This window comes from Pantoea sp. MBLJ3 (assembly GCF_000816655.1).
GTDB lineage: Bacteria > Pseudomonadota > Gammaproteobacteria > Enterobacterales > Enterobacteriaceae > Pantoea > Pantoea eucalypti.
Map to the genome: position 1 here is coordinate 215,466 of NZ_JSUT01000002.1, position 12,856 is coordinate 228,321.

At 57.3% G+C, this 12,856-nt stretch carries 11 protein-coding genes; 4 read left to right on the forward strand and 7 right to left on the reverse strand.

What is annotated here, in order from left to right; translation table 11 throughout:
• Nucleotide 1: 1 nt before the first annotated feature.
• A complete protein-coding gene (urtE, locus tag NP77_RS01970; RefSeq protein WP_003854882.1) occupies nt 2-700 on the forward strand; it encodes an urea ABC transporter ATP-binding subunit UrtE in 699 nt (232 codons plus the stop codon).
• Nucleotides 701-707: 7 nt separating this feature from the next.
• Here urtE and NP77_RS01975 read toward each other — a convergent pair whose 3' ends face one another.
• The 3 genes from NP77_RS01975 to rbsK are packed head-to-tail and all read right to left on the reverse strand — an operon-like array spanning nt 708 to nt 3,970.
• A complete protein-coding gene (locus NP77_RS01975; protein ID WP_003854884.1) occupies nt 708-1,721 on the reverse strand; it encodes an aldose 1-epimerase family protein in 1,014 nt (337 codons plus the stop codon).
• Nucleotides 1,718-3,043, reverse strand: a complete 1,326-nt coding sequence (gene fucP, locus NP77_RS01980; protein ID WP_003854887.1) for an L-fucose:H+ symporter permease — start codon at nt 3,041-3,043, stop codon at nt 1,718-1,720. Before fucP ends, NP77_RS01975 begins: the two co-directional genes overlap by 4 nt.
• A 9-nt stretch (nt 3,044-3,052) precedes the next feature.
• On the reverse strand, nt 3,053-3,970 hold the full coding sequence (gene rbsK, locus NP77_RS01985) for a ribokinase (protein WP_008925534.1): 918 nt from the start codon (nt 3,968-3,970) through the stop codon (nt 3,053-3,055).
• 379 nt (nt 3,971-4,349) lie between these two features.
• On the opposite strand from rbsK, the gene deoR reads away from it, so the two are divergent.
• A complete protein-coding gene (deoR, locus tag NP77_RS01990) occupies nt 4,350-5,114 on the forward strand; it encodes a DNA-binding transcriptional repressor DeoR (RefSeq protein WP_033743124.1) in 765 nt (254 codons plus the stop codon).
• A 179-nt stretch (nt 5,115-5,293) separates the two neighbouring features.
• Complete coding sequence (gene ettA / locus NP77_RS01995; RefSeq protein WP_008925533.1) at nt 5,294-6,961, forward strand: energy-dependent translational throttle protein EttA; 1,668 nt, start codon at nt 5,294-5,296, stop codon at nt 6,959-6,961.
• A 45-nt stretch (nt 6,962-7,006) separates the two neighbouring features.
• Here ettA and NP77_RS02000 read toward each other — a convergent pair whose 3' ends face one another.
• On the reverse strand, nt 7,007-7,903 hold the full coding sequence (locus NP77_RS02000) for a LysR family transcriptional regulator (RefSeq protein ID WP_003854894.1): 897 nt from the start codon (nt 7,901-7,903) through the stop codon (nt 7,007-7,009).
• 186 nt (nt 7,904-8,089) lie between these two features.
• Here NP77_RS02000 and NP77_RS02005 point away from each other — a divergent pair, with 186 nt between their 5' ends.
• Nucleotides 8,090-9,091, forward strand: a complete 1,002-nt coding sequence (locus NP77_RS02005; RefSeq protein ID WP_003854895.1) for a zinc-binding alcohol dehydrogenase family protein — start codon at nt 8,090-8,092, stop codon at nt 9,089-9,091.
• Nucleotides 9,092-9,136: 45 nt separating this feature from the next.
• On the opposite strand, the gene nadR is transcribed toward NP77_RS02005, so the two are convergent.
• The 3 genes from nadR to serB form a co-directional block, all read right to left on the reverse strand.
• Nucleotides 9,137-10,378: a multifunctional transcriptional regulator/nicotinamide-nucleotide adenylyltransferase/ribosylnicotinamide kinase NadR gene (gene nadR, locus NP77_RS02010; RefSeq protein ID WP_008925532.1), complete on the reverse strand. Its 1,242-nt coding sequence runs from the start codon at nt 10,376-10,378 to the stop codon at nt 9,137-9,139.
• A 75-nt stretch (nt 10,379-10,453) separates the two neighbouring features.
• Complete coding sequence (gene radA / locus NP77_RS02015; RefSeq protein WP_003854897.1) at nt 10,454-11,836, reverse strand: DNA repair protein RadA; 1,383 nt, start codon at nt 11,834-11,836, stop codon at nt 10,454-10,456.
• A gap of 13 nt (nt 11,837-11,849) precedes the next feature.
• Nucleotides 11,850-12,827 carry a phosphoserine phosphatase gene (gene serB / locus NP77_RS02020; RefSeq protein ID WP_039658828.1) on the reverse strand — a complete coding sequence of 326 codons (978 nt, stop codon included), beginning with the start codon at nt 12,825-12,827 and terminating at the stop codon, nt 11,850-11,852.
• Between the last annotated feature and the right edge of the window lie 29 nt (nt 12,828-12,856).

Here is a 12,856-nt window from a genome sequence, read left to right on the forward strand (position 1 = left end):
AATGTTACAGGTTACTGAACTGAATCAATATTATGGCGGCAGTCATATTCTGCGCGGCCTGTCGTTTGAGGTAAAAATTGGCGAAATCACCTGTCTGCTTGGGCGCAATGGCGTGGGAAAAACCACGCTGCTGAAGTGCCTGATGGGGCTGATCCCGGCGAAGTCAGGCGAGATTCAGTGGCAGCAGCAGCGGATGAATGGCCGCAAGCCGCACCAGCGGGTGCAGGCGGGCATCGCCTATGTGCCGCAGGGACGGGAAATCTTTCCGCGTCTGACGGTCGAAGAGAACCTGCTGATGGGCCTGTCGCGCTTTCCGGCGGCGCAGGCGCGTGAAGTGCCGGAGGAGATCTATCAGCTCTTTCCGGTGCTGCTGGCGATGAAGTCACGCCGGGGCGGCGATCTCTCGGGTGGTCAGCAGCAGCAGCTGGCGATCGGCCGGGCGCTGGCCTGTCGGCCACAGCTGCTGATCCTTGATGAGCCGACCGAAGGGATCCAGCCCTCGGTGATCAAAGAGATCGGCGCGGTAATCCGCCAGCTGGCGCAACGGGGAGATATGGCGATCCTGCTGGTTGAGCAGTTTTATGACTTCGCGGCAGAACTGGCGGACAGCTATCTGGTGATGTCGCGCGGTGAAATTGTGCAGCGTGGCCGCGGCGACACCATGGAAGCAGAAGGTGTGCGCGGCCTGGTGGCGATTTAAACCCGACTCAGAGCAGGCCGGTCTCCACAGAGAAGTGACGCTGCTCGCCGCTCGCCAGGGTGATCAGCGTGCCGGCCTGCTGCGCGGCAAGAAAACCCTCTGGCCGACAGGTGGCGGGCAGAATATAGGCCGCCACCTGCTGGTCATGGTTGTGCAGCAGCCAGCGGGTTGCGTGCGGGAACTGCGCGGTAGAGAAGCGCGTCATCAGCGCGTAGCCCTGCGGCGCATGTAACTCAAACTGTACCTCATCACCATACTGCGGCAGATCGTCCGCAAAGAAGACGATCTCGGGATCGCAGAGCTGCGGTTGATCGAGCTGCTGTAACGCCTGCGGATCGCGCGCCAGTTGATCCGTGTAATCCCGCCAGGCGGGCGTTGGTCGCAGGTGCGCCGGGATCGAGCGACGCAGCTGAAATGCCCCTTCGGGGATCGACTGCCGGAAGCGCCCCTGATCGATCCACGCGCTGTTGAGGTGACACATGTATTGCAACGGCATCGGTGCACCCGCCAGATTGGTCACCGTCATCTCTATCGTCAGACGGGGCCTGTCGGCCTGAATGCGAACGGCGGGTGCCGCAAGGTAATGATGGCCGAAGCCTTTAACATATTCACACTCCCCTTCCAGCGACAGTGTCTGATCGTCCAGCACCAGCCAGGCACTATCCATGCGGGCGCAGGCCATTTCCCCGTGCAGCGGATGATTGTCCTCTGGCGCGGGACAGCCGTTAGCCAGCAGCCCCGAATGAAAGGCAAAACAGCCATAGGTATCTATGATCGAATTCGCGGGCAGCGGCTGCTTAAAGCTGTGGCCCATGGTCAGGTTATGATCGTCAAACTGCACGTCCCAGATCATCTGCCCGAGAAACGGCAGCACGGTCACGCTGCCGCGCCGGTTATGAATGCGCACTGCCTCGATTCCTGCCGGATAGCGAAACACCTCAACCCGGAAGTCATCGCTTTCCAGCAGCAGCGAGGGCGTGGTGTGAAACTGGTCACGCGCTAAGGGTAAACGGGTTCTCATGGTAACTCCTCCACCAGACGACCGGCCGCAACCGGCTGTTTTTTATGGCGCAGTTCGCCGTAGAAGTAGAATCCGACCCAGGCGAAGCAGAGCAGCGAGACGCCAAACGCCAGCTGCATTGATCCCAGCGTGTCAGACACCAGGCCCTGTAGCGCCGGGACAAAGGCCGCGCCGACAATCGCCATCACGATAAACGCGCCCGCCACTTCAGTGTATTTATTATCGACCGTCGCCAGCGTACCGGCGTAGATCGTTGCCCAGCAGGGCCCAAACAGCACGCTGACAAAAACGGCGGCGTAGACGGCGGTAAAGTTCGGCACCAGCATCACATAAGCCAGCGTCAGCACGCCCAGCACCGAATAGGCGATCAGCACTTTCTCGGCACGGAAGCGGGTCATCAGGAAGTTCGCCACGAACTTGCCGATAAAGAAGCAGACGAAGCTGTAGATCATAAAGTTAGAGGCGTGACGTTCATTGGCCGCCCCCAGCGTCAGCGCCAGACGAATGGTAAATGACCAGACCGCCACCTGCATGCCGACATACAGGAACTGGGTCACAATGCCGCGTTTAAAGTGACGGTTAGCCGCCAGATAGCGGAAGGTCTCGCCCAGTGACGGCCGGGATTTCTCATTACTCTCTGGTTTGCAGCGCGGATAGCGGGTGAACATAAACAGCAGCATCACGACCACCAGCACCATCACCAGATATTTGTAAGGCTCCAGCGTGTGCTCCAGCATTGTCAGGCGGAAAGCATGCGCCTGCTCTGCCGTCATGGCTGCCATCTGACTCTCCAGACTGTCGCCATCCTGGAACACCAGATATTTACCCAGCACAATCCCCATCAGCGCACCGATCGGATAGAAGGTCTGGCTGACGTTGAGGCGCAGCGTCGCATGATCACGATGACCAATCATCGAGCTGTAGGTGTTGGCCGCCGTTTCCAGGAAACTCAGGCCAATGGCAATCGCAAAGATCGCCGCGAGGAACATGGTGTAGGTCGCCATGTGCGAAGCAGGATAAAAGGCGATACAGCCGGCAATGTAGAGCGCCAGACCGATCATAATCGCCATCTTGTAACTGGTTTTGCGGATCACCAGCGAGGCGGGGATCGCAATCAGAAAATAGCCGCCATAAAAGGCGCTCTGCACCAGCGCACTGGCGAAGTCGCTCAGGGCAAACACACTTTTAAACTGGGTAATCAGGATATCGTTGAGACTCGCTGCACAGCCCCAGAGCGGGAAGAGGCACGACAGCAGAATGAACTGGAACAGCGGCGTTTTATTCAGATAGCCATCAGATTGCTGAACAATTTTCTGTTGCATAGCAGAACCTCAGTTACGGTTGAGAAAACGCTGGAAAGTCTCTGCGTCGGGATAAGCGCGCTGCGTGCCGCGCCCGGTGACGCTGCAGGCGGCATAGGCCGACGCCTGTGTCATGGCGGCGGCCACATCGCCGGTTTTCACCAGCAGATAGGCAAAGCAGCCGATAAAGGCATCACCTGCGCCGCTGGTATCGACCGCCTGAACCGGCGTCGCGGCCACGCGATGCACCTTGTCGCCGCTCATCCAGACCGAGCCCCGGCTGCCCAGAGTAATGATCAGATTTTTAAGGCCGCGCTTCAGCAGCGACTGCCCCGCCAGGATCACCTCGTCATCGGTGCTGACGGGCAGGCCGGTGAGGATCTCCAGTTCGGTTTCGTTCGGCATAAAGAAGTCGCATTTGCAGGCGTAGTGAATATCCAGCGAAGCGACGGCCGGTGCCGGATTCAGGATCACGTTGATCTGATGCTGGCGGGCAAAATCGATGGCGTAATAGACCGTCTCCAGCGGGATCTCCAGCTGCAGGATGATCAGCTCACAGGCTTTCAGCGCCTCTGCCGCGTCGTCGATATCAGCCGGTTTCAGCTGCTGGTTGGCACCTTTGATAATCAGAATGCGGTTTTGCGACTGGTCATCGACAAAAATCGGTGCCACACCGCTGGAGTTGCCTGGTGCAGTGGTGACAAATCGCGTGTCCACGCCCTGCTGCTGCAGGTTCGCGACGGTGTTGGGCGCAAAGAGATCGTCGCCAACTTTGCTGACCATCATCACGCTGCCGCCCATTTTCGCCGCCGCAACCGCCTGGTTAGCGCCCTTACCGCCGCAGCCAATCGCAAAGTCAGGCGCTTCAAGGGTTTCGCCCGCTTTCGGCAGGCTGTTGGTATAGGTAATCAAATCGACCATGTTTGAGCCGATGACCGCAATTGTCATGACCATTTCTCCTGGATATTTTGCAAACTTCAAATGTTATTAAAGTCACAATAACCTTTCTTAAAAGTTAAATATGTGACAAAAACCACAACATGAGTGCGCAAAATCGACAATATGCGACAGGGAGCGGGATTTTAAGTGTTACTATTATAACAAAATAACATCATTGAGCCTGCTGGCTGAGCAATGTGAACGCCTGCGGCGATGAGCGGTAGTCACCGCACAGCGGAGGTTTGCGGGCCTTTCAGAATGCGGGTAAGATTGGTTGCCAGCCTGGCGGATGAGACGCAACTCATTAAAATCTGTGAGGTTTGTCGCGTATTGACGTCGGTTCCGGCGTCTTTCCTCCGCATTGCAGGATAGGTAAACAGAGATGACCATGGAAACCCGGCGCGACGAACGCATTCACAAGCTGACACAGGCGCTTAAACGCACCGATAAACTGCATCTCAAAGACGCGGCCCAGCTGCTGGGTGTCTCAGAGATGACGGTTCGCCGCGATTTAACCGAACCGGGCTCCAGCGTGGTGTTACTGGGCGGCTACATTGTCAGCGACCCAAAAAGTCATACCGGCCACTATTTTGTCAGCGATCAGCATGGGCAGAATGCGGCCAGAAAGCAGCGACTGGCGCAGGCGGCGGCCAGCCTGATTAACGAAAACGATACGGTCTTTTTCGATTGCGGCACTACCCTGCCCTATATCGTTGATGCGATTCCCGACACGCTGTCGTTCACTGCCATCTGCTGTGCTATGAACACCTTTCTGACGCTGAAAGAGAAACCTGGCTGTAACGTTATTCTCAGCGGCGGTGAATTTCATGCTGACAACGCTCTGTTTACACCGATTGGCGTACACACCATCCTGGACGATCTTTGTCCGACGCTGGCTTTGATCTCTGCGGCGGGTATCGACAAAGATCAGGGGGCGACCTGCTACAACACCAATGAACTGATGATGAAACATCACGCCATGCTACGTGCCCGAACGTCGGTACTGGTGGCTGACAGCAGTAAATATGGCAAGGTGCTGCCTGCCCGCATTGCCGGGCTGCAGCGTTTTGACCTGCTGGTGAGTGACAGCGCACCCGATCAGGCGTTACAGAACTGGCTGGCGCAGCAGGCGATACCGCTTCGCCTGCCCTGAGCCTGCCTCTGCCGTCATTTCAGCGATTACGCGCGGAAATCAGACAGTTATTTCATACGTTGTCCGGCATCACCGCCCTCAGGGCATTATTCGCCGCCCCCCGGCTGGGATTAAACGGTGAAAAAGGCTAAACTTCGACATCATTCCAACGACCAACAGACCCAGAGGCTCAATCCAACGTGGCTCAATTCGTCTATAGCATGCATCGCGTCGGCAAAGTGGTTCCGCCGAAGCGACATATCCTGAAAAACATCTCGCTCAGCTTCTTCCCCGGCGCAAAAATCGGCGTACTCGGCCTGAATGGCGCGGGTAAATCTACCCTGCTGCGCATCATGGCCGGCATCGATAAAGATATCGAAGGGGAAGCGCGTCCGCAGCCAGGCATCAAGATTGGCTACCTGCCGCAGGAGCCGCAGCTTAACCTTGAACACACCGTGCGCGAGTCGGTTGAAGAAGCGCTGTCAGAAGTAGTTGGCGCACTGAAACGTCTCGACGAAGTTTATGCGCTCTATGCCGAAGAGGATGCAGACTTCGACAAGCTGGCCGCTGAGCAGGGCCGTCTTGAAGAGATCATCCAGGCGCACGATGGTCACAACCTGAATACCCAACTGGAACGTGCTGCCGATGCGCTGCGCCTGCCAGACTGGGACGCGAAGATCGCCACCCTTTCCGGTGGTGAACGTCGCCGCGTCGCCCTCTGCCGCCTGCTGCTGGAAAAACCAGACATGCTGCTGCTGGACGAACCGACGAACCACCTGGACGCCGAATCTGTCGCCTGGCTGGAGCGCTTCCTGCATGACTTCGAAGGCACTGTGGTCGCGATTACGCATGACCGTTACTTCCTGGATAACGTGGCAGGCTGGATTCTGGAACTTGACCGCGGTGAAGGTATTCCGTGGGAAGGCAACTACTCCTCCTGGCTGGAGCAGAAAGATGCGCGTCTGGCGCAGGAAGCTTCTTCTGAAGCCGCGCGTCGTAAGTCGATTGAGAAAGAGCTGGAGTGGGTGCGCAAAGGGCCAAAAGGCCAGCAGTCTAAAGGCAAAGCCCGTCTGGCTCGCTTTGAAGAGCTGAACAACACGGACTACCAGAAGCGTAACGAAACAAACGAACTGTTTATTCCGCCTGGTGCCCGTCTGGGTGACAAAGTGCTGGAAGTCAGCAATCTGCGTAAGTCCTATGGCGACCGTGTGCTGATTGACGATCTTTCGTTCTCCGTGCCAAAAGGGGCAATTGTCGGGATTATCGGTCCTAACGGCGCGGGTAAATCGACGCTGTTCCGCATGATGTCCGGTCAGGAACAGCCTGATTCCGGCAGCATTGTGCTGGGCGAGACGGTGAAACTGGCGTCCGTCGATCAGTTCCGCGACAGCATGGATAACTCCAAAACCGTCTGGGAAGAAGTTTCCGGTGGTCAGGACATCATGCGTATCGGTAACACCGAGATGCCAAGCCGCGCCTATGTTGGCCGCTTTAACTTTAAAGGCGTCGATCAGGGCAAACGCGTTGGCGAACTGTCGGGTGGTGAGCGTGGTCGTCTGCACCTCGCGAAACTGCTGCAGGTTGGCGGCAACATGTTGCTGCTCGATGAACCGACCAACGACCTGGATATCGAAACCCTGCGCGCGCTGGAAAACGCCCTGCTGGAGTTCCCGGGCTGTGCCATGGTCATCTCGCATGACCGCTGGTTCCTGGACCGTATCGCGACGCACATCCTGGATTACCAGGATGAGGGTAATATCGAATTCTTCGAAGGTAACTTTACCGAATATGAAGAGTACAAGAAGCGTACTCTCGGCGCCGACGCACTGGAGCCGAAGCGCATCAAGTACAAGCGTATGACGAAGTAATCGAATAAACGGGCGGCAGCGATGCCGCCCTTTTTGATGGTTCACTCAGCGATAAAACTCCCTGAACACCGGAGACTGCAGCGCAAACTCTATAAAGCGTGCCAGCGCAGGCGAATTCAGTTTACGGCCCGGATAGACCAGCCACAGCTCATTTCCCTCGACTTCCCATTCCGGCAGCACCGGCACCAGCCGGGGATCCGCCATCGCTCCATCGGTCAGAAAGTGCGGCAGCAGCGTAATGCCTGCATCGCCCAGCGCCGATTCGCGCGCATAGAGTAAATTGTCGGTGAGATGGCCAGGCGGCAGCAGCCAGCGGTAGAACGCACCATCGCGCTGCAATACCCATTCATTCCATGCGCGATGCGCGATACAGCGGTGAGCTGACAGCTGCTGCGGGTGAAGCAGCGGCGGGTGCTGATTAAGATAGTGCTGCGAAGCCACCAGCAGTCGTGGGCAGTTGCCTATCCGGCGGCCAATCAGCGAGGACTCCTGCGGCTGACCGGTGCGCAGCGCCACATCAAAGCCCTCCTGTACCAGATCCCGCATCTCATCGGAAATCGAGACATCCAGCGTCACATCAGGATAGAGACGCAAAAATGCCGCGTTACAGCGCGCCAGCAGTGTGGCACCAATGCCCGCCGGACTGGTGATGCGCAGACGCCCGCTGGGGTTTTCACGCAGGCTGGCGATAGCCTGATCGGCGCGTTCACTGGCCTGCATCATCTCCTGACAATGCAGCAGATAGCGCTCACCGGCAAAAGTCAGATTGAGCTGGCGGGTGGTGCGATTCAGCAAACGAATCCCCAGCCGCTGCTCCAGCTGGCTGATACGCTGACTGACACTGGATTTAGGCAGGCCTGCGCGTTCTGCCGCGCCGGTAAAGCTGCCGCACTCCGCCACCAGCGCAAACAGCGCCATGTCCTGCCACTGACGAAATGCCATTGTTCACCTCAGACGAACACTCTATGAAAGATTGTCCATCTTATCACCGTTAAAATCAGGTTCTACACTTAAGGCCTGTCTTCATCATTACAGCTGGTCTTGCCATAGAGAGTATGTACACCGACTCCCGACCAGGCTGTCAGAGAAAAGAGCCAGACTCTTTGCTTAACTACACAGGAAAACGTTATGTCTATTCGCGCTATCGCAATTAATCCCGAAAATCCTGAACACTTTACTGAAATTTTCCCTGAAACCCCCACGCCAGGCGAGTATGACCTGCGTGTCGAGGTCAAAGCCGCCTCGGTCAACCCGGTTGATACCAAGGTGCACAAAGGGGCGAAGAAGAACGGCTTACAGCAGCCACGTATCCTGGGCTGGGATGCCAGCGGCGTTGTGCTGGAAGTGGGCAGCTCAGTCAGCAACTTTAAGCCTGGCGATGAAGTCTTCTACGCCGGCGATCTGACCCGTCCAGGCAGCAACAGCACTGAGCAGCTGGTGGACTCACGCATCACCGGCCATAAGCCAGAGAGTCTGGACTGGGCACAGTCTGCCGCGATCCCACTGACGGCCCTGACCGCATGGGAAGGTTTATTTGAACGACTGAACCTGGAGACGGCATCGGAAGATCAGACTCTGCTGATCGTTGGCGGCGCAGGTGGTGTTGGATCACTGGCGATCCCCCTGGCGAAGCTGCGCAGCAAAGTGAAGATCATTGCGACTGCCTCGCGTGAAGATTCCGCCCAGTGGTGCCGCGATCGCGGAGCCGATGTGGTGATCAATTACAAAGATATGATCGGTGAGCTGGAGAAACAGGGCATTAAGCAGGTTGATTATATTTTCTGCCTGAACGATACCGACGGTCACTGGGAGACGATGGCGAAGCTGATCGCACCACAGGGTCATATCTGCACCATCGTGGAAAACGAACATCCGCTGTCGATGGATCAACTGAAGCTGAAGAGTGCGGCACTGCACTTCGAGCTGATGTACACCCGCAGCATGTTTAATACCCCGGATATGGCGCGTCAGGGCGAGATTCTGGATGCGGTATCGGCATTGCTGGATGAAGGTAAACTGCAAACCACGCTGAGCGAAACGCTGCACGGCTTAAGCGTTGAGACGTTAACTGCCGCCCATCAGCGCGTGCTGGAAGGCCACATGCGCGGCAAAGTGGTCATGGTCTATTAATGCGCTGACCCGGCTGCCGTGCGGCAGACCGGGTCACAGCTGGCGTTACGGCTGGGCGTTTTTCTCGCCCAGCATCGCTTTGACCAGCTCAATGCAGCGCAGGAACCGCGCGTCATAATCATCTTCCTGCACGTGCAGGAATTCGATGTTGTTTTCACGCAGCATCGTCACCAGCATCGACTGAAACTCCCGCCGATCCACGGAACTGCCCAGGCTGCGCAATCCGTCTGCGACCCAGGGCACGTTATTCTCTAACAGAATCACCAGATCAAAACGGTATTCATCGATCAGTGCCTGCACAAAGGGATGTTCGCGCCCTTCATACTTCAGACAGAATGCCTGCGTGGTCACAAAATCGGTGTCGATAAACGCCACTTTGTTGGCGTATTTAACGGCAAAATCGATGTACTGTGCCTGACCCAGCGCGATCTTGTCGTAATCGGAATATTGCAGCGCCATTTCGTCACCGCCCAGATGGGAGAAGACATAGTCGCGGCCATATTCCCAGGCGCTGGTGGTGTTAAAGATGTTGGCGAGCTTATTCACCAGCGTCGATTTACCGCTCGACTCGCCGCCGAGAATCGCCACGGTGCGCACAAAGAACGGTTTTACTTCCGTAGGAATGTAATCCCAGAAGCGGAAAGGATCCTGACGAATCTGCGCGCCACTGATGCTCATAAAGGATCGGTTGGGATCGACCAGCACGGTCTGAATGCCAAGGTGCTGCTGATACATCTCCGCATCAGGCGCTTCACTGGTGTAGATGCAATCCGGCGCAATGCCGTGCTCGCTCAGAAACGCGCTGACGCCCTTGCTCCAGACATCCCAGCCATGCGGATAGGGTTCAATCCCCTCCTCATCAAAAGCGTGAATGCGGATATTTTTCTGATACTTAAAGGTCTGCAGCAGCCAGCGCAGGCGATCGCTTACCGTAGGCTGCTGTGACATCGCGCTGTTCTCAAACAGTTCACGGTCGCGCGGCTCGTCATAACCCATAATGATATGCAGCTCATCCACCTGACTGCAGGCGCGCTGAATCAGATAGATATGGCCGGTATGCAGCGGATAAAACTTACCAAATACCACGCCCACCGTTTTATCGCGGCGCGGAAATTCAAGGCCCAGGAATCGGTGAAGCGCCTCCAGTTTTTGCGCGCTGGGGCTTTTGATTTTGGCATTGAGCAACTGGCTCAGATAGCCTTTGGTCATGCCGCTGGCATCAGCGACCTGTTGCAGCGTATGGCCCTGCTGGCGAATAGCCGTTTTCAGATAATCAAACGACGACATGTCGTGCCTCCTGCATCAATGCGGTTAAGGTGGGAGCGGCCTGCCCGCGACGCCGGCTGGCAGGCCGCAGGCGCATTACAGATCGTCCAGAATCGCCAGCGCATCGGCCAGCTTCTTCGCGCTGAAAACCTGCATCCCGGCAATCGGTTTTTTCGGTGCATTCCCTGCCGGTACAATGGCGCGTTTGAACCCATGCTTCGCCGCTTCAGAGATGCGCTCCTGACCGCTGGGCACCGGACGGATCTCACCGGCCAGTCCCACTTCGCCGAAGATCACCAGATCCTGCGGCAACGGACGATCGCGCAGGCTCGACACCATCGACAGCATCAGCGCCAGGTCCGCACTGGTTTCGGTGACTTTAACACCACCAACCACGTTGACGAATACATCCTGATCCGCCATCTGCAATCCGCCATGACGATGTAAAACGGCCAGCAGTATCGCCAGGCGGTTCTGCTCCAGACCCACCGCAACGCGGCGTGGGTTGCCCATCATAGAGTGATCGACCAGCGCCTGAATCTCCACCAGCAGTGGACGTGTACCTTCCCACAGCACCATCACCGAGCTGCCAGAGGTAACCTCTTCGCCCCGTGACAGGAAGATAGCGGACGGGTTGCTGACTTCACGCATGCCCTGCTCTGTCATGGCAAACACCCCCAGCTCATTGACCGCACCGAAGCGGTTTTTATGGCTGCGAAGGGTGCGGAAACGGGAGTCGGCATCGCCATCCAGCAGCACCGAACAGTCGATACAGTGCTCCAGCACTTTCGGCCCGGCCAGTGAGCCATCTTTGGTGACGTGACCGACCATGATGATCGCGACGCCGCGCGTTTTAGCGAAGCGCGTCAGGTAGGCGGCGGTTTCGCGCACCTGCGCGACGCTGCCGGGTGATGACTGGATCTCCGCCATGTGCATCACCTGGATCGAGTCGATCACCATCAGTTGCGGCTGCTCCTGTTCGGCGATGAGGCAGATCTGCTCAATGCTGGTTTCCGACAGCATATTGACATTTTCGGTGGGTAATCCCAGACGATGGGCGCGCATCGCAACCTGTTGCAGTGACTCTTCACCGGTGACGTACAGGGTTTTCATCCCCTCAGACAACCGGCACATCACCTGCAGCAGCAGCGTGGATTTCCCCGCACCAGGACTGCCGCCAATCAGAATGGCGCTGCCCGGCACCACCCCGCCGCCCAGCACCCGGTCAAACTCTTTGAAGCTGGTCGAGAAGCGCGGTAACGCCTCCAGGCTGATTTCAGAGAGCTTCTGCACCCGGCTGGTTCCGGCGCTGCCGGCATAGCCACTCAGGCGCTCGTTACGCGCAGCAGCAGGCGAGGCAGCAATGCGCACCTCGGTGATGGTGTTCCAGGCGTGACAGGCGCTGCATTGCCCCTGCCAGCGTGGGTAATCTGCGCCACATTCGTTACAGACAAATGCGCGTTTTGCCGCTTTGGCCAAATCAATACCTCAGTTAACGCTCTTCGTGGATCAGGCTGCCGGTGAGGATGCAGAACACCCCCATTAAATCGGCATGGCGAATGGTGACCGCGGTCTGCTCATTCACCTTAGGTTTAGCATGGAACGCAATGCCCAGCGCTGAGGCTTTGATCATCAGCAGGTCATTGGCACCATCGCCGATCGCCACCGTCTGTTCCGGCGCGATATTAAAACGCTCCGCCAGCTTCTTCAGGGTATCGGCTTTGTATTGTGCGTCGACAATCGGACCCAGCACGTTGCCGGTCAGTTTGCCGTCGCGAATTTCGAGTTCATTGGCCACCACCGCCGACAGATGGAGCTTGTCGCGCAGGTATTCGGCGTAATAGGTAAAGCCGCCGGAGGCGATAGCAATCTGCCAGCCCAGCGCCTGCAGCTTCTGCGTCAGCGTCGTTAAGCCTGGCATTAATGGCAGAGCATCACGTACCTGTTTCAGAATATTGGCATCTGCGCCCTGCAGCGTGGCGACGCGCTGACGCAGGCTGGCGGTGAAGTCGAGTTCGCCGCGCATCGCGCGTTCCGTGACTTCCGCCACCTGCTCGCCGCAGCCCGCCAGTTTTGCAATCTCATCGATGCACTCGATCTGAATCGCGGTGGAGTCCATATCCATCACCAGCAGGCCTGGCGTCTTGAGATGCGGGATTTTGCCCAGCGGCGCAACATCCAGCCCGGCATCGTGTGCCAGCTTGCTGGCAAACGGCGTCAGCGATCCTGCCAGACGAATCACCTGATACTCATCGACGTTCCAGGCGCTGACGATCACCATCGCGGCCCCCAGCTGGTGCTGGTAATCGGTGAGCCGTTGCTTGTCCAGCCCGCGGCCATACAGCAGCCAGCCGGTGCGGCCAGCGCGATAATCCAGCGGCATCACTTCATCACCGCTAAGAGAAAGGGGCAAACCCGGCCAGTGGGAAACATCGGCGGGAAGATCGCACCAGGTTAAACGATTTGGCATCAGAGCTCCTGTAGGGACAACAAAACCAC